Genomic DNA, 23,613 nt, shown 5'->3' with positions numbered 1-23,613 from the left:
GTCGTGGCAGCTGTACCGGCGCAACGCGACCTCGTCGACGAGGTGACCCGCGCACAGCACGTCGAGGAGCCTGCGCGCGTCCCTCGGCGGCAACCCCGCCAGCGCGGCGGCCGCACCGAGCGACGGAGCCGGGCCGGGGTGCAGCCCCAGCAGCCGGAACATCCTGGCGGCTTCCGGCGTCAACGCCCGGTAGGACCAGGAGAACGTGGCGCGCACGGCCGTGGTCTCGTCGGCCTCCAGCACGTCGAGCCGTTCGGACGCGAGCTCCTCGGCCAGCGCGGCGAGTGTCCTGTTCGGACCGGTGTTCACCCGTTCCGCGGCCAGCCGCAACGCCAGCGGAAGCGCGCAGCACAACCGGACGAGCTCGCGAGCCGCCTGCGGTTCGGCATCCACGCGATGGCCGATGACAGACCGCAGCAACCCGAGCGCATCGGCTTCGGGCAGCACGTCGAGCGTGACCCGGTGCGCGCCACCGGAGACGACGAGCCCGCTCAGCCGGTTGCGGCTCGTCACCAGCACCGCGCTGGACGACACACCGGGCAGCAGCGGCCGCACCTGCTCGGCGTTGAAGGCGTTGTCCAGCAACACGAGCACGCGCCGTCCGGCGAGCACGCTGCGGTACATCCCGGCCCGGCCGTCGAGGTCGTCCGGCAGCGACTTCTGGTCGATCCCGAGCCCGGTCAGCAACCTGCGCAGCGCTTCCTCCGGCGGCACCGGCGTGCTGTTCGGCGCGAACCCCTGCAGGTCGATGAACAGCTGCCCGTCCGGGAAGCGGTCGACCAGCAGGTGCGCCACGTGCACGGCCAGCGCGGTCTTGCCGATCCCGCCCGTGCCGTCGATCGCCGAGATCACGACGGTCCGCGGCCCGGACCCGTTCAGCCGCGCGCACAGCTCGGCGATCTCGCTGTCCCTGCCGACGAACCCGATCGTGTCGTGCGTGGTCTGGGCGGGCCGCGGGGTCTTCGGAGGTGCGGTGCCCTTGAGGATGAGTTCGTGCTGCTCCCGCAGTTCGGGGCCGGGTTCGACGCCGAGCTGCTCCACCAGCGCCGTCCGTGCGGTGCGGAACGCCGCCAGCGCCTCGGCCTGCCGTCCCGACCGGCCCAGCGCCAGCATCAGCAGTCCCACGAGCCGTTCCCGCACGGAGTGATCGGCCACGGTGCGGGTGAGCACGTCGACCACCTCGCCGTGTTCGCCGGACTCGATCGCGGCCGCCGCCCAGTCCTCGACCGCGGTGAGCCTCGTCTCCTCCAGCCGGGCGCGCTGGCGTTCGGCGAACGGCCCCGGCACGTCCGCGAGCGCCGTCCCGCGCCAGATCTCCAGCGCCGACCGCAGTTCCGCGCACCGTCCACTCCGGCGCGCGGCGGCGACCAGGCGCTCGAACTCGGTCAGGTCGGCGGGCGCCTCGCGGCAGGCGTACCCGCTGCCGGTCGTGATGATCAGGTTTCCGCACGCTCGGGGCGGCAGATCGGGTTCGACGAGCCGCCGCAGCGCGCTGATGTAGGTGTGCAGGCTGCCGGAAGCGCTGGACGGCGGATCGGCGCCCCACACGGCGTCGATCAGCTCGTCCCGCGACACGGGACGCGGCGACCGCATGGCGAGCACCGCGAGCACCGCGCGCTGCCGGGGCTGGCACGGGACGAGCCGCTTGCCGTCAACGGTGATCCGCAGCTCACCGAGCACGTCCACGCGCAGCTCGCCCATGCGGGGAGGGTAATCGGCTCAGACGAGTCGTGCGGGCAACTTCTCCACGGCCCGGCGGGTGCCGCTCGTGGAGCTCCACGCCGGTTCCGCCGCGGCGACCAGCGTGGGGAACCGCTGCCGCAATCCCGTGAGCACGTGCGCCATCGTGGCGCGCCCGAGCGTGGTGCCGCAGCAGTTGCCGGTCGACAGCGTCCGCCGCGGGTCGCGGGCCGGGTCGAACGTGTCGGGATCCCGAAATGCGCGGGGGTCGCGGTTGGCGGCGGCGATGAGCATGCGGACCGACGCCCCCGCCGGGATCGTGACGCCGCCCAGCTCGACGTCGGCCGAGGCGATCCGCGGGACCGGCGTGCAGAGGACGACGCCGTCGTGCCGCAGCGCCTCGTCGAGGAACCGCTGCACCTTCGCCGGGTCGTCGCCGCACCACGACCGGTGCCCGGGATGGGCGAGGAACGCCAGCACCGCGCAGTCGATGCCGGAGACCGTGCTCTCGTACCCGGTCGTCCACAGGAGCGTGATCAGCGGCTCGTCGTCGTGCGCCTCGACGAGCCGGCTGATCAGGCCGGAGAGGTCCGCGAACACGTGCCGGGTGAGCGGCACGGACACCTCGGCGTGCAGGTCGACCGTCTCGCCCGCGACGAGCCGCGGCCCGAGGTCGTCGAAGACGTTGCCGAGGTGTTCCAGGATCCGCGGCCGCATCCGCAGCACCCGAGCGGGCGTCAGCTCGCGTGCGATGGCCGCCCGCAGACGTGCGTAGCCGGGGTGGTTCTGCGCCGTGGCCGGCGTCCCGGGAGCGAACGTCCCGGTCTGCCGCAAGGCGAACGCGACGTCGTCGTAGCTGCTCAGCAGGTAGCAACCGCAGCGGGTCCGGTGCACCGGGTCGTTCTCGCGCAGCCAGTGCAGGAACGGGTACGGATCTTGGCGGTGCTCGGGCTTCGCGAGCTCGCCGAGGACATCGATGGTGGCGGACACCGACAGACCTCCTGGTGGCGGGGAGGGGGTGACCCTAGGCACAGCCCGGCCTCCGGTTGCGCGGATCCGCCCTGGTTGCCGCCGAGAGATGCCCGATCGGGCAGCGCCGTGGAGACGGCGTGGAGTCCCAGTGGAGAGCGTCCTCGAAGGATGCGTTCATGCAACGAGTGCGCGTCGCGGTCCACGCAAAGGATGCGGTCACCCGCTGGGGCATCGCGGGCTACCTGCGGCTGCGGCCGGAGATTCAGGTGCTGGCCGAGCACGCTCTCGCCCAGGCGGACGTCGTGCTGGTCGCCGCCGACGGCGCCAGGCTGACGGCCGAACTGCAGTGCGTCGCCCAGCGGACCTCCGCGTGCGTCGTGCTGATCACCGACCACCTCCGCGCCCACGACCTGCCGCGCGCGATCGACCACCGCGTCGTCGCCGTGCTGCCACGGGCGGGCATCACCTGCGAGAGCCTGGTCTCCGCGGTGCTGGCGGCGCACGAGGGCCGTGCCGAGCTACCGGCCGACCTCGCCCTGTCCTGCCTGGCCGAGCGCGAGCTCGACATGCTGCGGCTGTTCGCGGAGGGCTGGACCACCGCCGAGGTCGCGAAGAAACTGTCCTATTCGGAGCGAACGGTGAAGAGCGTGGTGCAGAACGTGCTCACCCGGTTCCAGCTCCGCAACCGCACCCACGCCGTGGCGTTCGCGATCAGAGCAGGCGCCATCTAGGCGAACCGCGCGGTGAGCTCGTTGGAGATCTCGTAGTGCCGCACCAGGAACGTGCGCTCGTCCAGCTTCTTGCGCCGCAACCAGCCCGTCACCTCGGCGTTGCACTTGCTGGCGTTGCACGACCCGCACGCGGGCACGACGTTGCCGAGCGTGTACCGCCCGCCCCGCGAGATCGCCTGCACGCAGTCCTTCTGCAACGACGTCGCGGGCGCACCGCAGTAGGCGCACCCGCCCCAGGACGCCTTGAGCGCGTCCCACTGCGCGTCGGTGAGGTCGTGGACCACCCGCGCCATGCGCTTCTTGCGCTTGCGGGCCGCGCGAACCTGTTTGCTACCGCCGGTCGGCACGATGCGTGACACTACGCGTCGCGATGGTCAACAGGTCGGAGGCGGGCCCTCGGGGTGTCCTGCCCGCCGGCCACACCGCCCGCAACGCCCGATGCAGATCGACGTCGCTGACCTCGACCCGGACCAGCGTGCGCGTCTGCAGATCCGCCTCCACGGCGTGAATGCTCAGCACGGCGGGCCCGATCCCGCCGATCGCCGCCGCCTTGATCGCCGTCGTCGACGACATCTCCAGCAACGGCCCGGCGAACTCGGTGATCCCCGCGGCCCGCAGCGCGTGCTCCCACGCCTGCCGCGTGCCCGACCCGGACTCCCTGCTCACCAACGGCGTTCCCGCGGCCTTCGCGGCCGTGACCCGGCGCCGCCTGGCCCACGGATGCCCCGGCGCGACCACCAGCACCAGCTCGTCCTTCGCCACCACCCGGCCGGTCAGCCCCTGGGGCGTGCCGGTGCTCTCGATGAACCCCAGATCGGCCCGCCCGGCCAGCACCTGCTCCGCGACCTGCACCGAGTTGCCCGCCGTCAACACCGTCGCGGTGTCCGGACTGACCGCCCGCAGCGCGATCAGCCACGCGGGCAACAGGTACTCGGCCACCGTGAGACTGGCGGCCACCCTGAGCTGACTGTGCCGATCCGCCCGCAAACTCGTGATCCCCGCGTCGAGATCCACCGCCCTCGCCAGCACCGGCGCCGCCCACCCGGCCACGAGCTGCCCGGCCGTGGTGAGCCGGGCCCCGCGCGACGTGCGTTCGAGCAACACCACCCCAACACGGGCCTCGAGGACGCGAAGCCGCTCGCTCGCCGACGGCTGCGACATCCCGTGCGCCTTGGCGGCCCGCCCGATGCTGCCCAGCTCGGCCACGCTCAGCAACAGGTCGAAGCTGGCCAGATCACTGACCCTGGACGGCAGAGGCATAGGCACAGCCTATGCGTTCATCGGCGATTGCCGCCTACCGGCGCTCTGCCCGCACGAGGATCGTTGTCTCGTGACCGCTCTCGCACCTCACCCACACCGTGCCCCCGAGGTGCGACGAGCGGCGCCCTTCGGCCCGAACCTCTTCGCCTCGGTGATGGGCACCGGCATCGTCGCCACCGCCGGCGCCACCATGCCCGGCCTGCGCACCCCGGCCACCTACGTCTGGGCCCTGGACGCGGCCCTTCTCGTGTTCCTGGTCGCCGCAGCCCTGCGCCGCTGGACGTGGACAACAGTGCGCGCCCAGCTGGCCGACCCGGTGATGGCCCAGTTCTGGGGCGCCCCACCCATGGCGCTGATGACCGTCGGCACCGGCACGCTGCTGCTCGGCTCCGACTGGATCGGTCTGCCCGCCGCCCTGGCCGTCGACTGGACACTGTGGACCGTCGGCACCGCCCTGGGCCTGGCCACCTCGGTCCTGGTCCCGCTGCGCATGATCGGCAGCGGCGAACGCGCGTTCGGCGGCTGGCTGATGCCCGTCGTGCCACCCATGGTCTCCGCGGCCTCAGGCGCCCTGCTGGCCCAGCACCTCCCGGAGGGCCAGTTCCGCCAAGCGGTCGTGCTGGCCTGCTACGCCCTGTTCGGCGTGAGCCTCTTCGCCACAATGGTGATCGTCCCGCAAATCTGGCAACGCCTGGTCCAACACGGCCTTGGCGCCGCCTCCACCGTCCCCACCCTCTGGATCGTCCTGGGCCCGCTCGGCCAGTCGATCACCGCGTCGAACCTCCTCGCCAGCGTGCCCGTCCTCCCCGGCCAAACCGCGTTCGGCATCCTCTACGGCACCATCACCTGGGGCTTCGCCCTGCTCTGGGTGGCCATGGCCACCACCGTGACCATCCGAACGGCCCGCCGCGGCCTGCCGTTCGCCCTGACGTGGTGGAGCTTCGTCTTCCCTCTCGGCACCCTGGTGACCGGCACCAGCGCCCTGGCCACCCGCATTCCGTCCGCGATGTTCTCCTTCGTGACGCTCGTGCTCTACGCCGCTCTGGTGCTCGCCTGGGTCACGGTGGCCGTCCGCACAACCCTGATGACCGCGAAACAATCCTAACTTTCCGGTTTTGAACCCAGTTCACTCGATGGTGTTTATTTTCGACCGTAATATTCTTGTGATCTTGCGGTAGAGTCGAACACGTGAGCGACCCTGACCTTTCCCTCCTCTCCACCGGCGAGCTGCTGCGCGGCATCGTCGACGAGGTGACGGAAATCCGGGCCCGCGAATACACGGTCATGCAGAAAATCGCCGAACTGAACCGGCGCGGAGCCGCCGCCGAATTCGGCTACAAGACTCTGCCGCAGGTGTTGCAGCACGCGGTCCGCTGGGACCCCAAGACCGCGAAACGGTGGGTCGAGCAGGCCGCGCTGCTGAGCAGTGAGATCACTCCGACCGGTAGTGAGGTCGCCGCCCGGCTCCCGATCACCGCCGCAGCGGCATCCGAGGGTGCGTTGTCGATCGAGCATGTCGCGGTGGTCGCCGAGGTGATGAAGACCCTGCCCGGCACGTACGAGGCGCAGGTCGTGGGCTACGCCCGCGAATTCGCGCCCGCCGCGGTGCGCGTGCTGGGCACGAGGCTGATCTACGGGCTCTACCAGAACGACCCCGAACCGCGTGACCCTGAGCCCGAGCCTGCGGGTAACCGGCTCACGCTGCGCCAGGGCAAGGACGGCGGCCTGAAGGTCGCGGCGACGCTGGACGCGGTCACTGGCGCGAAGTTCGTGACGCTGCTGGATCCGCTGGCCAAGCCCCGCCCGACCACCGGCGAGGGCCCGGACCCGCGCTCGCTCGACGAGCGCCAGGGTGACGCCTTGGCCGAGCTGGTCGACCTGACGTTGCGCGCCGACATGCTGCCTGAACACGGCGGCGAACCGGTCACCCTGACTTTGACGATGCGCTATCAGGACCTGGCCGCGCAGACCGGAGCGGCGACGCTGGACAATGGCGAACCGATCCCGGCCGACCAGGTCCGCCAGCTCGCGTGCAGTGCCGGGATCATCCCGATGGTGATGGGCAGCCGGTCGCAGCCGCTCGATGTCGGCCGCCGGTCGCGGCTGTTCACTGCCGGGATCCGCCGGGCCCTGGTCGCGCGTGACCACGGCTGCGCGTTCCCCGGCTGCCACCGGCCGCCCAAGCACTGCGACGCCCACCACATCCACCACTGGGCCGACGGCGGCGACACCCGCATCGACAACGGCGTCCTGCTCTGCCGTCACCACCACACGCTGATCCACCGCAGCGGCTGGGAAGTGAAGATCGAGCACGGCATCCCGGTCTTCTACGCGCCAACCTGGCTCGACCCGCTGCGAAAACCCAGACGCAACCAGCTCCACCCCGCCGCCTGACCCCGACCAGGGAGACGCGAGCGGCCCCTCACCACCATCTCGACCGCCACGGCCGTGCAGCACCACCACGGCCGTGGCACAGCCATGCCCAAATCCGTCCAGGGTCGAAAGCCGCGACAGCGACAAGAGCGATCACGCTGACAAAGCGTCGGCACCCGCACAGGCAACCACCCCAGACGAGGCCCGCGCACCGGTACAGGAACGACCAAGACGAGGCTGCGGCATCGGCAAAGCAGTCGAATCGGCAAAGCCGATGACAAACCACCATCCCGCAGTGGCTATGTACCGCAAGCCGTAAGCCCTCCGCTGCCACGCATTGCTAATGGCAAAGCCGAGGCCCCCGGAAACGGCGATGCGAAGCGAGCCGGACAGCACCTGATGCCGCGCTGTTCAAGCGGTAATTCCCGGAACCCGACCGCCCAAAGCGACCACGCACGCTCGCGATTGGGGCTTGACTTTGGGTGCGAGGTGCTACCGTGTTCGGATCGGCCGGGCTCCTTATGCCCGGCTTTTTAAGGCCGATCTGCGCCTCGCAAGGGCCCCGAAGTCAAGCCCCAATCGCAATCGTCGCGAAGCGGCGATGAAATGACCCGGCTCGTCACTGCCCGCGCAACCACCTGCGCAAGGCGACGTCACGCAAGCCACGTGACCCCTCCGCTGGAACCGGCACCCAACCGCCAAACCGGACCACCGCAGTCCCGACACCCCCCATCGCCCAACGTTTCACCGACACCCCGCCGGGGTATCCGACCGCCGCACAAAGGGGACCGCTCGCCCAACGGAGGCACCGCCGGCATGGACCGCGACGTGACCATCGACCCAGACCTAACCCCAGCCCTGGCCCTGGACCTCGACTCCGACATCGACCTGGACATCGACTTCGACGACTCGGCGGCGCGCAGAGCACGGCGCTACGTGCGCGAGGTGGTCGCGGGTATCGGGCTGCGCGGTGACAGCTCGTTCGTCGAGACAGAACCGCACCCCGCGGCATACGTGGCACTGGACGGCCGGCTGCCCGACTTCCCCGACCACGACGTGGCACTGCTGTGGAACGAGTCGAGCGGCTGGTCGGCGGCGATCGAGGACCGTCGTGGCGAGCTGGTGGTGGTCGCGAGGATGGGTGGCGACCCGCGGCCGTCGGCCGGTGCGGTCGTGAGCTGGGTGCGGGGGCTGTTCCGCCGGGAGTGCGCGCAGGGCCGGTCGAACCGCGACTTCGCCGCCTTCGTGCCTTCGCCGCGCGCCGATGGCTTCTCGTGACGTTCGCGGGCGCTCGATCGGGGTAGCCGGTCGGCATGAGCACTGAGAGGCAGCGAGAGCAGGAGTACGACGACGCCAGCCGTGCGTCGCTGGACGAGTCGGGGGAGGACGCCGGCACCGTGCCGGGGCGCAGCGGTTCCGGTTCCGCGCACCCGGAGCCGAACCCGACCGGCAACGTCGGGCTTTCGGACTACTCCGTGTCCGAGGATTCCGACCGGGGCTGAAGAAGTCTGCCCGCGCGTCGTTTCGGACCGAGCGTTCAGGGGTAGTCTGGTCTGATACGTGGCAGGAGCGTAAGAAGAACCTCTCTATCGTGACCAGTTCGCTGGTTGGCTGCTTTCGCACATGGATGTCAGACAGGCGTTGCCCAGCTACGTGACCGGGACACCGCAGGGTCGTTGACCCTGCGGTGCCTGAGCCACAAGCAGGGAAGAGCCCTGACATGAGCTTGCATTCGCACGCACCCTTGCCCATTTGGGTCCAGACGATCTATGTCGATGCCAAGGTGCCGGTGACCTCCGTTCGCGGCGAGATCGACCTCAGCACGGACTACGTGGTCCAGGAGGAGGTCACCGCTCAGCTGTCCGCCAAACCGCGTCTGCTCGTCCTCGACCTGAGCCAGGTCGCGTTCATGGGATCGGCGGGCATCCATCTGGTTCTGCGCAACCACGACGAGGCACTCGCGGTGGGATCCACGCTCGCGGTCGTCGCCGACGGGTATTCGCGCCACGTCCTCGCGCTGAGCGGGGTCGACGGCGTGCTGCACCTCTACCGGGACGTCCGGACGGCGCTCAAGGAGATGTGCTGAGCCACGCGATTCGACGAAACTGTTGTGGTTGCGGCGAAACGGCCCCGTTTGCGCAGTCGCCCCCAGGGTAGCTCGTAGGCACACGACTACGAGCTGAGGAGTCGGCCGTGACCGAAAACCAGATGCGCGCGGCGGCCAGGGACGAAGGTGTCGACGTCGCGCGGCACGCGGGTGAAGCCGCCGGGCAGGTGGGGTCCACCGTCGCGGACCAGGCGGCGCACGTGCGCCGGGAGACCGCCGAGCAGGCCAGGCACGTTGTGCGGGACGTGCGGGAACGTGTTGCGGCGGAAGCGGAAGAGCAGGCCGTGCGGGTGTCGAAGCAGCTCGGCCGCATCGCCGACGAGCTGGGTGAGATGGCGGGAGCCGCGCCGCCGAGCTCGATGTCGGCGGGGGCGATCCGCAGCGTCGCCGACACGAGCAGGCAGGCAGCGCGGTTCCTCGACGAACGCGGGGCGCAGGGTCTGCTCGACTCGGCGCGGGACTACGCGCGGCGCAAGCCGGGCACGTTCCTGCTCGGCGCCGCCGTGGCCGGGTTCCTGGTGGGCCGCATCGCGAAGAGTGCGACCGGGAGCCAGGACGAGGGCAGGCAGCGGTCGCAGGGCGGAGTTGTCCCGGTGGCGTCCGAACGTGCCGGCGTGGCACCGGAATACGGCGCCCCGGCGCAGTACGACCAGCCGACGCCGGCGTACGGCACGCCGTTGTCGCCGGGCGCGGCCGCGGCGCCGGAGGTGTCGCATGACGGGCCCTGAGGTCCCACCGTCGCGAGTGGACAGTTCAGGAGAGTCGATCGGTGATCTGGTCAGTGAGCTGACCGGTGACCTGTCCAAGCTGATGCGGCAGGAGCTCGAGCTCGCCAAGGCGGAGATCCGGCAGGAGGCCGTCAAGGCGGGCAAGGCGACCGGGATGCTCGCGGCAGCGGGGTTCGCCGGCTACCTGACCACCGTGCTGCTGAGCCTCGCGCTGGTGTTCGCACTCGGTGCCGTCGTGCCGCTGGGCTGGGCGGCGCTGATCGTCGCTGCCCTGTGGGGCGCCGTGGGCGCCGTTCTCTACGCCACCGGGCGCGCCAGGCTGCGCACCGTCAACCCGAAACCCGAACGCACCGTCGAAACGCTGAAGGAGGACGCGGAATGGGCGAAACACCCGACCAGATAAGGCGCGACATCGAAGTGACCCGCGCCGAGCTGCGAGCCGACGCCAACCGGCTGGCCGACCACGCGAGCCCGCGGCGCATCGCCCAGCGGCGGGTGCGCGGCGTGCGGCGGGGACTGACCGCCATGAGGGAGCGAGTGATGGGTACCGCAGCAGACGCCACGACCGCGGTCAAAGAGCAGGGCCACGAGACCGGGCAGGCCGTCGCCGAACGGGCGGAGCAGGCCGTCCAGGCGGTGCAGGACGCGCCGCGGCAGGTCGCGCGGCAGACGCAGGGCAGTCCGCTCGCGGCAGGGCTGATCGCGTTCGGCAGCGGTCTGCTGCTGGCGGCGGTTCTTCCCCGCACCGACGCCGAACAGCAGGCGGTGCACCAGCTCTCGGAGAGCTTCGGCGACGTCGTCGAACCGGCCAGGGAAGCGGTGGCGGAGTCGGCGCAGCACCTCAAGGAGGACGTGAAGTCCTCGGTGAGCGACGCGGCGGGCGAGGTCAAACAGGTGGCCGCGGACGCCGCGCAGACCACGGCCGAGCACGCGAAGGAAGCGGCGCAGGAGGTCGGCGGGCACGCCCAGCAGTCAGGTCAGCGGCTGTCGGGGCAGTGACCTGTGTCCGTGCGGGCGGAAGACCTGAAACTGCTGCTCCGGTCGACCCGGCCGGAAGCGACGCTGGTGCTCGTCGCCGGCAGCTACGTGGTGGCGGGCCGCGACGAGCTCGCCACGGCGGCGTTGCGCGGCGCCGTGCCCGTGGTGACGCGGGACGAGCTGCTGGAGCGCGTCGGCGGACTGCCGGTGACCGAGCGGGATCTTGACGAGGCGGCCGCGTCGCTCGCCGCGGCCGAGGACAACCGGGGAGGCTGACGCGTGACAGGCACGCCCTCGGTTGCCGCGTCGAGCAGCTGGCACGACGACGAGGGCACCCGCATGCCGTCGGGCGACGTTCACGCCTGGTGGCCGCGCCAGAACCAGACGCTGTGCGGTGTGCCGCTCAGCCGGGCGCGGCTCGGCCGGTTTCCCCACGTGCTGTGGGTCGACGCGGTGTGGCTCAACGGCACCGCGGACGCACCGGTGATCGCGCTGTGCCGCCGGTGCTCGGCGGCCACCCGGCCGCGTGCACGGCGGCGCGCGGATCGTTTGGGCGGTCGGTGAGGTGGGTAGCCGGGATCGGCGTCAAGCAGTCGGCGCCGCAACCCCCGACTGTCCAAGAAGGCGGCGATCATGGTGCGGCACGACTCTCTCGACCAGGCGATCTGCGACGCTCTCGTGCTCATCCGCACCACCACCGGCGCGGACCTCGCCCTGCAGGCCGAGCAGGCCCGCAAGCGCCTCACCAGGGCGGTGATGGACGCACCTGACGCGCCCCGGCAGGCGTTGGCGCACATCGCGGCCGCCGACGAACACCTCGAATACGGCGAGCTGATGGAGGCACGCACGTTGCTCACCGCCGCGCGCGGGTTCCTGCCCGGCCGCAGGGCTGTGGTCCCCGCACGCGCATGAGCCGGTGCCTGGTCGCACTCCTGATCATGGCGGTGTGCGCGGGATGCGGAGGCCTCGGCCCGAGCGTCGCCGATCGGCCCAACACGTTGGTCACCACGGGATTCGGCCTGCCGGACGAACACGCCACCGCACGGGTCGGGGTGTTCAGGGCACGCCATCCCGAGGTCGACCTCCGCGTCAACGAGGGCGTGCTGGACGAGCAGCAGTTCCTCTCGGCGGTGGCGGCGGGCGACCCGCCGGACCTCGTGTACGCGGACCGGCGCAAGCTCGGCGGTTACGCGGCCAGGGGAGCGGTGCAGGACCTCGGACCGTGCCTGCGACGGCAGCACGTCGACCTGAACACGTTCCGCGAGGCGGCGGTCCGGCAGGTCACCTACGCGGGCACGGTCTACGGCGTGCCCGACTTCTTCAGCGTCCGCGTGCTCATCCTGAACAACCCCGTGCTGCGCGAGGCGGGCGTCGATCCGGCCGCACTGTCCACAACGGACTGGCAGCGCCTCGCCGAGACGACGGCGAAGCTGGCGCGCACGGAGAACGGCAAGATCGCGCGGATCGGGTTCGACCCGCGCGTGCCCGAGTTCGTCGCGCTGTGGGCCAGGGCGAACGGCGCCGACCTGGTCGGCGACGAACCGCACCTGGACGACCCGCGCGTGGTCGAGGCCGTCCGGTACACCACCGATCTGGTGCGCGCCCAGGGCGGCTGGGCGTCGTTCAAGGCGTTCCGGGACACCTTCGACTCCTTCGGCGCGAACAACGAGTTCGTCACCGGGCAGGTCGCCGCGATGGCGATGGACTCCTGGTACGTCAACACGATCGCGGCCAACTCGCCGGACGCGGACGTCACGGTCGTGCCCTTCACCGACCGGCAGGGCGCCCCGCTCACGGAGGCGGGAGGGCAGGCGTGGGCCATCCCGCAGGGCGCCCGGCACCCGGACCTGGCCTGTGAGTTCATCGCGACGATGACAGCCGCCGACACCTGGGCCACGGCGGCGAAGGCACGCCGCGACGCGCTCGCCAAGAAGGGCAAGCCCTACAGCGGCACGTTCACCGCGAACCGCGCCGCCGACGAGAAGATCTTCAGCGAGGTGTACGACCCCCGCGGGATCCGCGTGCTCGAACAGGGCGTGCGGGTCGTGCAGTCCGTGCAGGACAAGGCCTTCGCGCTACCGCCGAACCCCGCGGCGAGTGATCTGGTCCGCTCGTGGGAGTCGGCGGTCACCAGGGTGCTGCTCGGCCAGCAGCGCCCGGAGGAGTCGATGGCGCAGGCGCAGCGCGAGGCGGACCGGGCGATCACCCGCGTGGGAGGCCGCTGATGGTGAGCGCGCGCGAGGCACGGGCCGGCTGGCTGTTCGTGCTGCCGTGGGTCGTCGGATTCCTGCTGCTCACGGCCGGTCCGATGCTCTACAGCCTGGGCCTGTCGTTCACGCACTACGACCTGCTCAGGCCCGCGCGGCCCGCCGGACTGACCAACTACCGCGAGATCCTGCAGGACGAACGTGCCGCGAAAGCGTTGTGGAACACCGTGTTCTTCACACTGCTGCACGTCCCGCTGCTGATCGTGCTCGCGCTCGGCCTGGCCTCGCTGCTGCGCCGCGCCGGACGGTCCGCCGGGTTCTTCCGCACCGTGCTGTTCCTGCCGACCATGACCCCGCCGGTCGCGCTCGCCGCGTTGTTCCTGTTGCTGCTCAACGGCCAGAACGGCGCGATCAACGCGATGCTGGGCTGGTTCGGGTTCACCGGGCCGCAGTGGACGACCGACCCCGCGTGGATCAAACCCGGCCTGGTGCTGATGAGCCTCTGGACGGTCGGCAGCACCGCCGTGCTCTACCTCGCGGCGCTGACCAGGGTGCCGGGCGAGCGGTACGAGGCGGCGCGGCTGGACGGTGCCTCGCCGTGGCGGCAGTTCTGGCACGTCACGCTGCCCGGCATCAGCGGCACCGTGTACTTCACGCTGATCGTCAACACCATCGCGTCGCTGCAGGTGTTCACCGAGGCGTACACGATGTTCTTCGGCGCCCGCCCGTCCACGCCCGCGGAGGGCGACGCGGCGCTGTTCTACGTGATCTACCTGTTCCAGGAGGCGTTCGGCTCGCTGCGGATGGGCTACGCGTCCGCGCTGGCGTGGGTGCTGTTCCTCGTCATCGCCGCGATCACCGCGCTGCAGGTGCGGTTGTCCCGTGACTACGTGCAGTACGAGGACCGGTCATGACCCGCCGTGCACCGGTCCTGCTCGCCCTCGTCGCGGTCGGCGTGCTGTTCGCGTACCCGTTCTGGTGGCTGGTCAGCGCGTCGCTGAAGGACCGGTCGCACGTCTTCGACAACGCCCTGCTTCCGGCACCGGTGAGCCCGCAGAACTACACCGAGGTCTGGCGGGCCGTGCCACTGCTCGCGTGGGTGGGCAACAGCGTGGCCGTCGGTGTCGCCGCCGCGGTCGCCGCGACCGTGTCGAGCGCGGTCGTGGCGTTCGGCTTCGCGCGGTTCCGGTTCCGCGGCCGGACCGTCCTCTTCGGACTCGTGCTCGCCACGATGATGCTGCCCGCCGCGGTGACGATGGTGCCGGTCTACCTGGAATGGCACGCGGTGGGGCTCGCGACGACGCAGATCCCGTTGTGGGCGGGCAATCTCTTCGGCTCGGCGTTCTACGTCTTCCTGCTGCGCCAGTTCTTCCTCGGCCTGCCGGCGGAGGTCTTCGACGCGGCACGGGTCGACGGCGCCGGGCCGTGGCGGCAGTTCGCCTCGATCGCGCTGCCGCTGGCGAGGCCTGGCCTGATCGTGGTGTTCGTGTTCGAGCTCAAGGCCGCCTGGACGGACCTCATCCGGCCGCTGATCTACCTGCGCGAACCCGAGCTGTACACGTTGCCGCGCGGGCTGAAGGCGGTGCTCGACAGGTTCGGGCAGGGCGGTGAGGCGCAGTGGGAGCTCGTGATGGCGGCGAGCGTCGTCGCCACCGTGCCGATGATCCTGCTGTTCCTGGTGGCACAGCGGTACTTCGTGCGCGGCGTCGTGACGCAACGGGTCGAGGAGTGACCTAAAGGCCGCCCTCGTCGTCGGGCTCGGACTCGTCGGGTCCCCGGTGCGGGCCGCCCGGATTCTCGTCGGCGTAGGTCGGCCGGGTGTGCTCGGAGCCGATGTCGGCGTCCTCCAGCTCGCTCTCGGCGGTGTCGCGGTCGGGTTGCGGCGTCGTCATCGCCACTCCTCCTGCCAGTCGTGGTGGGTGTCGTAGGCGGCGGCCAGCAGCCGCAGCAGCGCCTCGTCCCTGGTCTGCTCGACCTCGGTCCGCAGCAAGGGGAACTTCTCGGGGAACGGCACCGGCACCCGTTCCGTCGCCGCCTGGATCGGCCCCGGCAGCAGGAGCAGCCCGGATCCGTCGTCCGAACGGATGATCCGCAGCCTGCCCCTGCCCTCGGCCTCGTCGAGCAGCGGCAGTTTCTCCTCCGCCAGGCGCTCCTCGTCCTCCGCCAGCCGCGCGAGAACGAATCGCCGCAGTTCCTCGGTGTCCATGCCGGAGGGGTATCCGGTGCGCCGCCGGGTACGCCTCCGGCAGCTGTACTCGGAGAGGAGCACCTCATGCGCAGTCGTGTCCGTGCCGCGGGCCACGCCGTTCACCCGATCCTCATCGTGTTCCCGCTCGGCCTGCTGACCACGTCGGTCGGCTTCGACGTGCTGTACCTGATCACCGAACGCGACAGCTTCGCGTTCACCGCGGCCCACCTCGTCGCCGCCGGCGTGCTGATGGGCGTGGTCACCGCCGCCACCGGCTGGCTGGACTGGTTCCTCGTCACCCCGCGGGGCACGCGCGCCCGCCGCATCGGCCTCCTGCACGGGTTGGTGAACGCGGTGGTGCTGGTGTTGTTCGCGGTGAGCTGGACGCTGCGCCTCGCCGAGACCGACTGGACCCCCACCTGGCCCGCGCTCGTCGCGGCCTGGCTGGGCGTCCTCGCGGGCGGCCTCGGCGGCTGGCTCGGCGGCGAACTCGTCGAACGGCTCGGCATCAGCGTGGACGAAGGGGCTCACCCCGACGCGTCCAGCTCGCTGGCGCCGTCACGGAGCTGATCAGTCCGGAGGCTCACTCGCCTCGTCATCGGTGTCCCGCTGCGGCACCTGGGGTTCCTCGGTCTCGAGGTCGTCGAGGCTGGGCGTGCCGGGCGAGTGCGGTGCTTCGGGGTTCAACGGATCGGTCATGCCGCCCGGTTACCCGGACGGCACGACCGCGAAGCACTACGCCGGAACCGTCCACCTCTGGTTGGCCCCGCCGGTGCAGGACCAGATCTGCAGTCTCGCGCCATCGGCCGTGTTGTTGCCGATCACGTCGAGGCACCTGTTGCTGCCCACGTTCACCAACGTGCCGTTGGTCGCCGTCCAGCGCTGGTTGCCGCCGCCGAAGCAATCCCAGAGCTGGACCGGTGTGCCGTCCGCCGTGCCGTTCCCGGTCACGTCCAGGCACTTGCCGAGCCCGCGCACGGTTCCGTCGGCCGCGAGCGTCCACGTCTGGTTGGGGCCGGGGTAGCACGTCCACATCTGCGGCCGGGTGCCGTTGACCGTCGAGCCGTCCGTGACGTCGAGGCACTTGCCGCCGAGGCCCGTGATGGCGCCGGTCCTGCCGGGCTGACCGGGGTCGAGCGAGCCGGGCCAGCTGAACGTGGCCATCGCACCGGCGGGCAGGGTGTAGCCGAACGTCTGGCCGCTGTAGGAGACGCGGAAGGCCTGCGTGCCACCGGAGTTGAGGGCCACCAGCACGATCCGGCCGTCCGGGTTGCGGAAGGCGACGTTCTGGATGCCGCCCTCGCCGTAGCCGGTCGAGTCGATGCGGACCGCGCCGGGCTGCACGAACTTCGACAGGTGCCCGAGGACGTAGTACTCGGCGTTGTAGGTGACGTTGCTGCCGTTCGTCGTCACGACACCCATGCAGTTGGTGCAGCTGCCGATGACCGGGCCGTGGCCGGCGTCCAGGGCCAAGTTCCAGATCGCGACGGTGCGGGCCCAGTTGCGGGTGGCGCCGATCGCGAGGTTGATGCCCTGCCAGCGCAACGTGTCGCGGAACGTCGCCGCGTCGTTGCCCGACGACGTGCCGGAGCACTCGGTGAAGAAGATCTCCTTGGTGGGCTGGGCGTTGTGGACGACCGACTGTCCACTCGGGTTGCCGCCGTAGCAGTGCCACGCCGAACCGGCGACGTTGTTGCCCGCGCCGTTGTTCACGACCTGGGCGTAGTTGGTGTCGTCCCAGTTGTGGTCATAGCCGAGCACGCGTGCGTTCTGCCCGGCGGCGCGCAGCTTCGGCACCAGGTTGTTGATGACGTTCACCTGCTGCTGCGCGGACATTCGCATGCCGGGATAGCCCAGCGGCTCGAAGTTCGGCTCGTTCTGCACGCTCAGGTAGTCGATCGGCGCGCCGGCCGCCTGGTAGGCCTGCGTGAACTTGACCAGGTAGTCGGCGTACACCCCGATCTGGCTGTCGTTCAGCGACCCCTGGACGAGGCTGTTGTTGTTCTTCATCCACGCCGGCGCGCTCCACGGCGTGGCCATGATCGTCAGCTGCGGGTTCAGCGACTTCGCCTGGCGGATCAACGGCAGGATGTAGGCGTCGTCGTGCGCGATGGAGAACCGCGACAGAGTCGGGTCCGCGGCGCCGTCGTCGTAGGTGTAGAAGCTGCGGGAGAAGTCGGTCGAGCCGATGGGCTGGCGCAGGAAGCTCAGGCCGATGCCGCCGTTCCTGCCGAACAGCTGGTTCATGATCTCGTCTTTGCGCGGCGAGTTGAAGACGTTCCAGGCGGCCGAGTCGGTGAACGACGCGCCGAAGCCGACCATGGACTGGTAGGTCGAGTTCGGGTTCACGGTGATCGTCGGACCGCTGCCGCCGGATCCGAACGTCACGTCCGCCTGCTGCCGCAACAGGTTCGAGCGGTCCGCGGTCGTGAGCCACACACTCGCGTTCGTCGCCGCCGTCGCCGAAGGGGTGGTGAGACCCGCCATCACGACGGCCGAGACGACCGCGATCCCGCGCCAACGTTGTGTCGTCATTGACATAGCGCTCCTTGCAGGGTTTGGGCGCCCGTCTGCAACAGGATTTCATCATCCTGAAACATATCGTTTCAGGATGAAACATCGAGGCGTCGCGCACGTCAATGCCTGCAGCGAGTTCCGGTACATTGACCTCGTGCAACGCAAGATCGGGACCGTGAAACAGCGCGCGAGTCTGCGTGACATCGCCGCGGACACCGGTGTCTCGGTGGCGACCGTCTCCCGCGTGCTGAACGACCACGTCAACGTGGCGCCGCGGACCCGTGACCTGGTTCTTCAGGCCGTGGAGCGGCGCAGGCAGGAGGCGCCCACGAGGACCGTCTACGTGCGGTGCCCGTACGTGCTCACCGACTACTTCGGCCTGATCGTCTCCTCGATCGCGGAGACGGTGAAGCTGCACGGCCTGCGCCTGCTGCTGGACGCGGGCGAGTCCGGCCAGCACACCGACGCGCTGCGTGGCCTGCCCGGCCAGGACGACGTGGACGCGGCGATCCTGATCCTGCCGCCGGAGGAGGGCGACGACCTGGTCGCGTTGTCCCAGGCCGGCTTCCCGTTCGTCGTGGTCGATCCGCGCACCCCTCCGCCACCCGACATCGCCGCGGTGTCGGCCGCGCACTCGTCGGGGGCGCGGGCGGTCGCGGACCACCTGATCGGTCTCGGGCACCGCGACATCGGCGTGATCGCGGGACCGGAGGAGTGGCTGGCGGGCGACGCCCGGCTGGCCGGCCACCGCGCGGCTCTCGCGAAGGCGGGCGTCCTGCTGACCGCGGACCGGTTGCGGCACGTCGAACCCACGACCGCTCACGGCAAGCGCGCGGCGGCCGAGCTGCTCGACCTCTCACCCCGTCCGACCGCGATCGTCTGCTTCAACGACAAGGTCGCGGTCGGCACGTTGCAGGCGGCACGGGAGCGCGGTCTGCGGGTGCCGGAGGACCTGTCGGTCGCCGGGTTCGACGACATCGACGTCGCCGAGGCCACCGATCCACCGCTGACGACGGTGCGGCAACCGTTGCAGGAGATGGGAAGGATCGCCGTCACGCAGCTGATGCGCGTGCTGGCCGGCCATCAGCCGGAGGCGTTGCACATGGAGCTGGCGACGACGCTCGTGGTCAGGGAGTCCACCGCCGCGATCGGCCAGAAGACGGCCTGACGCGGGGAGCCGGGTGGGAGTGCTCCCACCCGGCTCCTCGGTTGGGTCAGGTGATGGTGAGGACGAACTCCGCGCTGCCGGACCTGCCGTCACCGCTGGCGGTGATCTTGATCCGGTAGGTGCCCGGCGCTGTCGAGAACGACGTGGTGATGTGGGCCAGCGCCGTCTGGCCCGGGTTCACCGTCGCGGGCAGGAACGTGACGGTGACACCGGCCGGCTGACCGGACGCGCTGAGCGTGACCGGGCCGGCGGCTCCCGTGACCGTGATCGACGGGAACACCGCTCCACCCCTGCCGATGGCGGCCGACGATGGCGACAGCGCCACGGTCAGGCCACCCGGCTGCCCACCGCCGACGGTCAGCGAGAGGGTCGTGTCCCTGGTGACGGACCCGGACGTGCCGGTGATCTTCACCGGGTACGTGCCCGCCGGCGTGCTCGACGCCGTGGTGATCGTCAGCTTCGCGGTGCCACCGGAGGTCACCGAGGAGGGCTGGAACACCGCCTGCGCTCCGGACGGCAACCCGCTGGCGCTCAACGAGACGTCGGCGGGGGAGCCGACCACCTGTGTGGTGACGGTGGTGGAGGCGTAGCCGCCAGGGGTGACCGTCAGGGTGGCCGGGCTGAGGCCGATGCCGAAGTCGGAACCGGGGTTGCCGGCACCGATCGTGAGTGTCAAAGTGGCCTGTTTGGACACTCCGGACGCCGATTTCCCGGTCACCGTCAGCTGATGCGTGCCGTCCGGGGTGCCGGAGGCCACGGTCAGCGACAGCTTGGCCCCTTCGCCGGACTTCACCGTCGCCGGTTGGAACGTCGCCTCCACCCCGCTCGGGAGTCCCGCGACGGACAGCGCGACGTCCTCGACGGTGGCTCCCGCCGTGGTCTTCACCGCGACGGAACCCGCGGCACCGGTGCCGACCCGCAGCGAAGACGGGTCGACGCTGACACCGAACTCGGCGGGCTGCGGGTCGCCGACCTGCTGCCTGACCCAGTCGCCCATGTCGTTGTCCAGCCGGGCGAAGACGCCGTACCAGCGGAAGTCCGACCGGCTCCAGGACGCCACGCCGACGATCTTGCCGCCGACCACGAACGGGCCGCCGCTGTCGCCCTGCAGGATGGTGGTGCGGCCGTCCGGGTACCCGGCGCAGATCATCGTGGCGAGTTTGTAGCCCGCCCCGACGCCCTGGCACTCGCGTTCGCCGTCGACGATCGGGAAGTCCTGCTTGTCCAGCGACACGTCGGCGGGGACGTCGTCGTGGGTCTTCTTGCCGTAGCCGTAGCTGCGGCCGGTGTCGCCGACCTTCCAGATCCCGGCGTCGGCGGAGGTCGCGTACTTCGCCCACTTGTCCGGCGCCAGCGGGATGTCCTCGTTGGTGGTGATCACGGCGACGTCGTAGCCCTGGTCCCAGTTGACGTATCGGGGGTGCTTGACGTACGACTTGGTCGTGAGCGTCGTGCCGGTGCCGGCCACGAGGTCGTCCAGGCCGTACAACGAGGTCTTCACGCCTGCCAGGTCGTGGCAGTGCGCCGCCGTGAGGATGTGCCTGCGGCCGATCACCGCGCCGGTGCAGGACTGGCCCTTGGGCCTGCTGCCCTCCGAGCGCAGGTTCGCGATCACCGCGGGGTACTCGGCGACGGTGGCGTCCTGGCCCCGGTAGATCTGCCCGGTGGCACCGTCCCAGGTGGAGATGGAGTTGTCCGCGTAGGAGTTGCCGGGGTCACGGGCGGGCGCCGCGGCGGCGACGGTCGCCGCGGTCACCGCCAGCGCCGTCGTGACCACCGCGATCAGCTTGCTTCTCAACATCTTCCGTCCTTCCACAGTGGATCGCGCGGTCACAGGGCGAGCGACCAGGAGGTCAGCGAGCCGGAGTCGTAGCGGTAGACGTCGGTCACCCGCAGCTTCCAGGTGCCGTTCTTCGCCTCGCTGGAGGCGTCGGCGGTGTAGGTCGCGTGCACCCCGCCGGACTCGCCGACGCCACCGGGCTTCTTCAGCGAGTACACCGAGCCGTCGGGCGCGACCAGATCGATCGCGAGGTCGGCGGTGTAGGGGTGGGTGATGTCGACCTTGACGGACGTGGTGGCCGAGGCGTTGCCGGTGCAGCCGCTGACGGTGATCGGCGACTCGACGGCGGCACCGGCGTCCGGAATGGACAGTGGGGTGGTGTTGGCGGGAGCGGTGCACTCACCGGGCTGCGGACCACCGGCGAGACCGGTGACGTTGAGCAGCTTGTTCGGCGACCCGCTGCCGGGGTTGGTGATCTTGCCGGTCACCGCGGCGCCGGTGATCGCGGACGACACCTGCGCCGGGCTGCTGCCCGGCTTCGCGGTCAGCAGGATCGCCGCCGCCCCCGCCACGTGCGGCGTCGCCATCGACGTGCCGCTCATCGTCTGCGAACCACCGTTCTTGCTGGTGGAGACGATGTAGTTGCCGGGTGCGAACAGGTCGAGGCACGAGCCGTGGTTCGACAGGCTGCCGTTCGGGAACGTCGCACGGCGGTCCTGGTCGTCACTCGCGCCGACGGTGATCGCGCCGGACACGCGGGCCGGGCTGGTGCCGCAGGCGTCCTGGCCGGAGTTGCCCGCAGCGAGCGTCGTCGTGATGCCCTTGGCCAGCACGCGGTTGACGGCGTCGTCGACGGAGGTGTTGGCGCTGCCGCCGAGACTCGCCGTGGCGACCGAGTTGGCGCCCGCGTTCTGCGCCACCCAGTCGAAGCCGCCGATGACCGCCGACCACGCGCCGGAGTTGTCGCAGCCCAGCACGCGCACCGCGACGAGCTTCACCTTCTTGGCCACGCCGTGGCTCGTCCCGCCGACGGTGCCCGCGACGTGCGTGCCGTGGCCGTTGCAGTCCGAGGCGTCGTTGTCGTTGTCGATGAAGTCCCTGCCCGACGTCAGCCGCCCGCTGAAGTCCGGGTGGCTGGTCACACCGCTGTCGACGACGTAGACGGTCGCGCCACTGCCGTCGTTGGGGTACGCGTACTTCTTGTCCAGCGGCAGGGACTGCTGGTCGACCCGGTCGAGGCCCCACGACGGCGGGTTGGCCTGCTCACCGAACCCGTGCGCGACGCCGTCCTGCTCGACGTAGGCGACCTTCGGGTCGGCCGCGAGGCGTTTGGCCTGCTGCTCCGGCATCGTCGCCGAGAAGCCGCGGATCGACGCGGTGTAGGTGAGCTTCCGCCGCGCACCGTACTTCGCGGCGAGCTCGGAGGCGGTCGCGTCGACCTGCTGCGCGCGGAGAGTGTCCTCCTTGAGAACGACGATGTAGCTGTCCTTGATCGCGCCGGGTGCTCCCGCGCCGCGCACCGGCGCCTCCGGTGGCGCCGCGACCGCGGCCGGCAGGGTGGCCACGAGCGCGGCGGACGCGAACGCGCCCAGCACCGCCAGCCGGACTGAAGTGCTCGAACCCATCGATGTGCTCCATTCACCACCGCCACACGGCGCACAGCTCGTGGGGCGAGACGGCCGCGGGGCAGGGATGTGGATCGAGCAGCCGTCTGGGGGCACCTTGTCCGTTGGTTCGCGCGCAACCATCCGTGCTGAATTGGGTACCGGCCCCCAACTTTTTCGCGCGCCGGGAACGGACGCGCGAATCACCTAGCGTCGGTCGCATGACGACTGGGCTCGTGGGGCGGGCGGCGGAGCTGGCCGAGGGCGTGTGCGTTGTGGTGGCACCACCCTCGGTGCTGTGCGTCGCCGGACCGGCGGGGATCGGCAAGAGCCGGTTGGTGGCCGAGATCCTCGCCGACCGGCAGGTGCGGACGCGTCGTGTGCTGCGCGGCGTGTGCCTGCCCGGCAGCGGGTTTCCCCGCGGCCCGGTTTTCGAGGCCGTGCGCGGGTGCGGCCCACTGCGGACGGTGCCGAGTCCGGTGACCGGTGCGCTCTCCGCGTACCTGCCGGAACTGGCCGCGTGGCTGCCGGAGGCGCTGCCTGCGCTGCCGGACCCCGCTGCCGAACGCCATCGCCTGTTCCGCGCTGTGCGCGATCTGCTGGAGGCGTTGACACCGGCCGTGCTGGTGGTGGAGGACGTGCAGTGGGCCGACGACGAAACCCGGTGCCTGCTGGCGTATCTGGCGGCTCATCCGGTCGACCGGTTGTCCGTCGTGGTGAGTTGCCGGGGTGAGCCGGCCGGACTGCCGGGCGAACACGTCATCACACTGTCCACTTTGGATCGTCGGGCGGTCCGGGAGCTGGCGCTGGCGATCGTGCCGGGTCTGGCCGAGCGCGTGCTGGCGGAGCTGCCCGCTCACACCGGCGGAAGGCCCGATCTGGTCGTCGGAACGGTATTGGGACTGGTGCGGACCGGTGAGGACGACGTCGCGGTCGTCGAGCCACCGGACTCGGTGCGGCGGGACACGGCTCGCCTCCTGGCAGCACTGGACGCTCCTGCCCGCGCTCTGGTCGAGACCGCCGCGGTGATCGGTGTGCCGGTTGCGGCGAACGTTCTCGGACGTGCCGCGGGGATCGTCGCGACGGACGTCGTCGCCGCAGCCGTGCGGAGCGGGTTGTTGGTGGAGTCGGGGATCGGCCGCTACAGCGTCGAACCGGGTGCGGTCCGGCGATGTGTGCGCGACCAGCTCGCGGCTCCGGTCCTCCGGCGTGCGCACGCCCGCGCGCTGCGGGTGTTGCGCGCCGAGCCCGAGCAGCCTGCGGCCCGGCTCGCCGAACACGCCCGTGCGGCGGGGAAGTTCTCCGACTAGCTGACCTACG

General features: G+C 70.8%; 27 protein-coding genes and 1 pseudogene. 18 read left to right on the top strand and 10 right to left on the bottom strand.

Going from position 1 to position 23,613, the window contains the following annotated elements; genetic code table 11:
• Positions 1 to 456 precede the first annotated feature (456 nt).
• Positions 457 to 1,593, bottom strand: a pseudogene (locus tag IEZ09_RS47805) (AfsR/SARP family transcriptional regulator); the annotation flags it as partial.
• 126 nt (positions 1,594 to 1,719) lie between these two features.
• Positions 1,720 to 2,670 carry a cytochrome P450 gene (locus IEZ09_RS03195; RefSeq protein ID WP_189251966.1) on the bottom strand — a complete coding sequence of 317 codons (951 nt, stop codon included), beginning with the start codon at positions 2,668 to 2,670 and terminating at the stop codon, positions 1,720 to 1,722.
• Between the two features lie 158 nt (positions 2,671 to 2,828).
• Between IEZ09_RS03195 and IEZ09_RS03190 the strand changes: the two genes are divergently transcribed.
• The gene (locus tag IEZ09_RS03190) at positions 2,829 to 3,383 is read left to right on the top strand and encodes a helix-turn-helix transcriptional regulator (RefSeq protein ID WP_189251965.1); all 555 of its coding nucleotides are present in this window, start codon (positions 2,829 to 2,831) and stop codon (positions 3,381 to 3,383) included.
• On the opposite strand, the gene IEZ09_RS03185 is transcribed toward IEZ09_RS03190, so the two are convergent.
• Together IEZ09_RS03185 and IEZ09_RS03180 are read right to left on the bottom strand one after the other, a co-directional pair.
• The gene (locus tag IEZ09_RS03185) at positions 3,380 to 3,730 is read right to left on the bottom strand and encodes an HNH endonuclease (protein WP_229812204.1); all 351 of its coding nucleotides are present in this window, start codon (positions 3,728 to 3,730) and stop codon (positions 3,380 to 3,382) included. The two genes, IEZ09_RS03190 and IEZ09_RS03185, sit on opposite strands and share 4 nt — an antisense overlap.
• Positions 3,714 to 4,643, bottom strand: coding sequence for a LysR family transcriptional regulator (locus IEZ09_RS03180; protein ID WP_189251964.1), 930 nt, complete (start codon positions 4,641 to 4,643; stop codon positions 3,714 to 3,716). Before IEZ09_RS03180 ends, IEZ09_RS03185 begins: the two co-directional genes overlap by 17 nt.
• 109 nt (positions 4,644 to 4,752) lie before the next feature.
• Here IEZ09_RS03180 and IEZ09_RS03175 point away from each other — a divergent pair, with 109 nt between their 5' ends.
• From IEZ09_RS03175 to IEZ09_RS03110, 14 genes are all read left to right on the top strand, one after another.
• Complete coding sequence (locus IEZ09_RS03175) at positions 4,753 to 5,748, top strand: TDT family transporter (protein ID WP_229812203.1); 996 nt, start codon at positions 4,753 to 4,755, stop codon at positions 5,746 to 5,748.
• Between the two features lie 83 nt (positions 5,749 to 5,831).
• Positions 5,832 to 7,037 carry an HNH endonuclease signature motif containing protein gene (locus tag IEZ09_RS03170; RefSeq protein WP_189251962.1) on the top strand — a complete coding sequence of 402 codons (1,206 nt, stop codon included), beginning with the start codon at positions 5,832 to 5,834 and terminating at the stop codon, positions 7,035 to 7,037.
• Positions 7,038 to 7,844: 807 nt separating this feature from the next.
• The gene (locus tag IEZ09_RS03165) at positions 7,845 to 8,294 is read left to right on the top strand and encodes a DUF6292 family protein (protein ID WP_189251961.1); all 450 of its coding nucleotides are present in this window, start codon (positions 7,845 to 7,847) and stop codon (positions 8,292 to 8,294) included.
• A gap of 35 nt (positions 8,295 to 8,329) precedes the next feature.
• Positions 8,330 to 8,518, top strand: a complete 189-nt coding sequence (locus tag IEZ09_RS03160; protein ID WP_189251960.1) for a hypothetical protein — start codon at positions 8,330 to 8,332, stop codon at positions 8,516 to 8,518.
• A gap of 287 nt (positions 8,519 to 8,805) precedes the next feature.
• The gene (locus tag IEZ09_RS03155; protein WP_189251959.1) at positions 8,806 to 9,102 is read left to right on the top strand and encodes an STAS domain-containing protein; all 297 of its coding nucleotides are present in this window, start codon (positions 8,806 to 8,808) and stop codon (positions 9,100 to 9,102) included.
• Between the two features lie 107 nt (positions 9,103 to 9,209).
• Positions 9,210 to 9,851: a hypothetical protein gene (locus IEZ09_RS03150; RefSeq protein ID WP_189251958.1), complete on the top strand. Its 642-nt coding sequence runs from the start codon at positions 9,210 to 9,212 to the stop codon at positions 9,849 to 9,851.
• Positions 9,838 to 10,254 carry a phage holin family protein gene (locus IEZ09_RS03145; RefSeq protein ID WP_189251957.1) on the top strand — a complete coding sequence of 139 codons (417 nt, stop codon included), beginning with the start codon at positions 9,838 to 9,840 and terminating at the stop codon, positions 10,252 to 10,254. The genes IEZ09_RS03150 and IEZ09_RS03145 overlap by 14 nt, the downstream gene beginning before the upstream one ends.
• Positions 10,230 to 10,850 carry a DUF3618 domain-containing protein gene (locus IEZ09_RS03140; RefSeq protein ID WP_189251956.1) on the top strand — a complete coding sequence of 207 codons (621 nt, stop codon included), beginning with the start codon at positions 10,230 to 10,232 and terminating at the stop codon, positions 10,848 to 10,850. Before IEZ09_RS03145 ends, IEZ09_RS03140 begins: the two co-directional genes overlap by 25 nt.
• A 3-nt stretch (positions 10,851 to 10,853) precedes the next feature.
• Entirely contained in the window at positions 10,854 to 11,105 is a 252-nt protein-coding gene (locus IEZ09_RS03135; protein WP_189251955.1) for a hypothetical protein, read from the top strand.
• Positions 11,106 to 11,108: 3 nt separating this feature from the next.
• Complete coding sequence (locus tag IEZ09_RS03130; RefSeq protein WP_189251954.1) at positions 11,109 to 11,393, top strand: hypothetical protein; 285 nt, start codon at positions 11,109 to 11,111, stop codon at positions 11,391 to 11,393.
• A 69-nt stretch (positions 11,394 to 11,462) separates the two neighbouring features.
• Positions 11,463 to 11,741 carry a hypothetical protein gene (locus IEZ09_RS03125; RefSeq protein ID WP_189251953.1) on the top strand — a complete coding sequence of 93 codons (279 nt, stop codon included), beginning with the start codon at positions 11,463 to 11,465 and terminating at the stop codon, positions 11,739 to 11,741.
• Complete coding sequence (locus tag IEZ09_RS03120; protein ID WP_189251952.1) at positions 11,738 to 13,054, top strand: extracellular solute-binding protein; 1,317 nt, start codon at positions 11,738 to 11,740, stop codon at positions 13,052 to 13,054. Before IEZ09_RS03125 ends, IEZ09_RS03120 begins: the two co-directional genes overlap by 4 nt.
• On the top strand, positions 13,054 to 13,950 hold the full coding sequence (locus IEZ09_RS03115; protein ID WP_189251951.1) for a carbohydrate ABC transporter permease: 897 nt from the start codon (positions 13,054 to 13,056) through the stop codon (positions 13,948 to 13,950). Before IEZ09_RS03120 ends, IEZ09_RS03115 begins: the two co-directional genes overlap by 1 nt.
• Entirely contained in the window at positions 13,947 to 14,768 is an 822-nt protein-coding gene (locus tag IEZ09_RS03110; RefSeq protein WP_189251950.1) for a carbohydrate ABC transporter permease, read from the top strand. Before IEZ09_RS03115 ends, IEZ09_RS03110 begins: the two co-directional genes overlap by 4 nt.
• Before the next feature lies 1 nt (position 14,769).
• Here IEZ09_RS03110 and IEZ09_RS03105 read toward each other — a convergent pair whose 3' ends face one another.
• Together IEZ09_RS03105 and IEZ09_RS03100 are read right to left on the bottom strand one after the other, a co-directional pair.
• Complete coding sequence (locus IEZ09_RS03105) at positions 14,770 to 14,928, bottom strand: hypothetical protein (protein WP_189251949.1); 159 nt, start codon at positions 14,926 to 14,928, stop codon at positions 14,770 to 14,772.
• A complete protein-coding gene (locus IEZ09_RS03100) occupies positions 14,925 to 15,242 on the bottom strand; it encodes a hypothetical protein (RefSeq protein ID WP_189251948.1) in 318 nt (105 codons plus the stop codon). Before IEZ09_RS03100 ends, IEZ09_RS03105 begins: the two co-directional genes overlap by 4 nt.
• Positions 15,243 to 15,308: 66 nt before the next feature.
• Between IEZ09_RS03100 and IEZ09_RS03095 the strand changes: the two genes are divergently transcribed.
• Positions 15,309 to 15,794: a DUF2231 domain-containing protein gene (locus IEZ09_RS03095; RefSeq protein ID WP_189251947.1), complete on the top strand. Its 486-nt coding sequence runs from the start codon at positions 15,309 to 15,311 to the stop codon at positions 15,792 to 15,794.
• Here the strand turns inward: IEZ09_RS03095 and IEZ09_RS47380 are convergent, their stop codons facing one another.
• The gene (locus tag IEZ09_RS47380) at positions 15,795 to 15,923 is read right to left on the bottom strand and encodes a hypothetical protein (protein ID WP_268247594.1); all 129 of its coding nucleotides are present in this window, start codon (positions 15,921 to 15,923) and stop codon (positions 15,795 to 15,797) included.
• Between the two features lie 36 nt (positions 15,924 to 15,959).
• Positions 15,960 to 17,759 carry a ricin-type beta-trefoil lectin domain protein gene (locus IEZ09_RS03090; RefSeq protein ID WP_189251946.1) on the bottom strand — a complete coding sequence of 600 codons (1,800 nt, stop codon included), beginning with the start codon at positions 17,757 to 17,759 and terminating at the stop codon, positions 15,960 to 15,962.
• 136 nt (positions 17,760 to 17,895) lie between these two features.
• Here IEZ09_RS03090 and IEZ09_RS03085 point away from each other — a divergent pair, with 136 nt between their 5' ends.
• Positions 17,896 to 18,909 carry a LacI family DNA-binding transcriptional regulator gene (locus IEZ09_RS03085; protein ID WP_229812202.1) on the top strand — a complete coding sequence of 338 codons (1,014 nt, stop codon included), beginning with the start codon at positions 17,896 to 17,898 and terminating at the stop codon, positions 18,907 to 18,909.
• 46 nt (positions 18,910 to 18,955) lie between these two features.
• On the opposite strand, the gene IEZ09_RS03080 is transcribed toward IEZ09_RS03085, so the two are convergent.
• Positions 18,956 to 20,710, bottom strand: a complete 1,755-nt coding sequence (locus IEZ09_RS03080) for a trypsin-like serine protease (RefSeq protein ID WP_189251944.1) — start codon at positions 20,708 to 20,710, stop codon at positions 18,956 to 18,958.
• A gap of 29 nt (positions 20,711 to 20,739) precedes the next feature.
• A complete protein-coding gene (locus IEZ09_RS03075; RefSeq protein ID WP_189251943.1) occupies positions 20,740 to 22,314 on the bottom strand; it encodes a S8 family peptidase in 1,575 nt (524 codons plus the stop codon).
• Positions 22,315 to 22,514: 200 nt separating this feature from the next.
• Between IEZ09_RS03075 and IEZ09_RS03070 the strand changes: the two genes are divergently transcribed.
• Positions 22,515 to 23,603, top strand: coding sequence for an AAA family ATPase (locus tag IEZ09_RS03070; RefSeq protein WP_189251942.1), 1,089 nt, complete (start codon positions 22,515 to 22,517; stop codon positions 23,601 to 23,603).
• Positions 23,604 to 23,613: the final 10 nt, after the last annotated feature.

The organism is Lentzea flava (assembly GCF_014648475.1).
GTDB lineage: Bacteria > Actinomycetota > Actinomycetes > Mycobacteriales > Pseudonocardiaceae > Lentzea > Lentzea flava.
The sequence above is the reverse complement of the archived record's forward strand: the minus strand, read 5'-3'. Positions and strand labels throughout refer to the sequence as shown.

What these genes read in the sequence shown, in the direction of transcription:
- IEZ09_RS03190 (WP_189251965.1), top strand. Translation starts at nt 2,829, where the DNA reads ATGCAACGAGTGCGCGTCGCGGTCCACGCAAAGGATGCGGTCACCCGC.
- IEZ09_RS03180 (WP_189251964.1), bottom strand. Translation starts at nt 4,643, where the DNA reads ATGCCTCTGCCGTCCAGGGTCAGTGATCTGGCCAGCTTCGACCTGTTG.
- IEZ09_RS03160 (WP_189251960.1), top strand. Translation starts at nt 8,330, where the DNA reads ATGAGCACTGAGAGGCAGCGAGAGCAGGAGTACGACGACGCCAGCCGT.
- IEZ09_RS03145 (WP_189251957.1), top strand. Translation starts at nt 9,838, where the DNA reads ATGACGGGCCCTGAGGTCCCACCGTCGCGAGTGGACAGTTCAGGAGAG.
- IEZ09_RS03140 (WP_189251956.1), top strand. Translation starts at nt 10,230, where the DNA reads ATGGGCGAAACACCCGACCAGATAAGGCGCGACATCGAAGTGACCCGC.
- IEZ09_RS03125 (WP_189251953.1), top strand. Translation starts at nt 11,463, where the DNA reads ATGGTGCGGCACGACTCTCTCGACCAGGCGATCTGCGACGCTCTCGTG.
- IEZ09_RS03120 (WP_189251952.1), top strand. Translation starts at nt 11,738, where the DNA reads ATGAGCCGGTGCCTGGTCGCACTCCTGATCATGGCGGTGTGCGCGGGA.
- IEZ09_RS03115 (WP_189251951.1), top strand. Translation starts at nt 13,054, where the DNA reads ATGGTGAGCGCGCGCGAGGCACGGGCCGGCTGGCTGTTCGTGCTGCCG.
- IEZ09_RS03110 (WP_189251950.1), top strand. Translation starts at nt 13,947, where the DNA reads ATGACCCGCCGTGCACCGGTCCTGCTCGCCCTCGTCGCGGTCGGCGTG.
- IEZ09_RS03105 (WP_189251949.1), bottom strand. Translation starts at nt 14,928, where the DNA reads ATGACGACGCCGCAACCCGACCGCGACACCGCCGAGAGCGAGCTGGAG.
- IEZ09_RS03100 (WP_189251948.1), bottom strand. Translation starts at nt 15,242, where the DNA reads ATGGACACCGAGGAACTGCGGCGATTCGTTCTCGCGCGGCTGGCGGAG.
- IEZ09_RS03095 (WP_189251947.1), top strand. Translation starts at nt 15,309, where the DNA reads ATGCGCAGTCGTGTCCGTGCCGCGGGCCACGCCGTTCACCCGATCCTC.
- IEZ09_RS47380 (WP_268247594.1), bottom strand. Translation starts at nt 15,923, where the DNA reads ATGACCGATCCGTTGAACCCCGAAGCACCGCACTCGCCCGGCACGCCC.
- IEZ09_RS03090 (WP_189251946.1), bottom strand. Translation starts at nt 17,759, where the DNA reads ATGACGACACAACGTTGGCGCGGGATCGCGGTCGTCTCGGCCGTCGTG.
- IEZ09_RS03080 (WP_189251944.1), bottom strand. Translation starts at nt 20,710, where the DNA reads ATGTTGAGAAGCAAGCTGATCGCGGTGGTCACGACGGCGCTGGCGGTG.
- IEZ09_RS03075 (WP_189251943.1), bottom strand. Translation starts at nt 22,314, where the DNA reads ATGGGTTCGAGCACTTCAGTCCGGCTGGCGGTGCTGGGCGCGTTCGCG.
- IEZ09_RS03070 (WP_189251942.1), top strand. Translation starts at nt 22,515, where the DNA reads ATGACGACTGGGCTCGTGGGGCGGGCGGCGGAGCTGGCCGAGGGCGTG.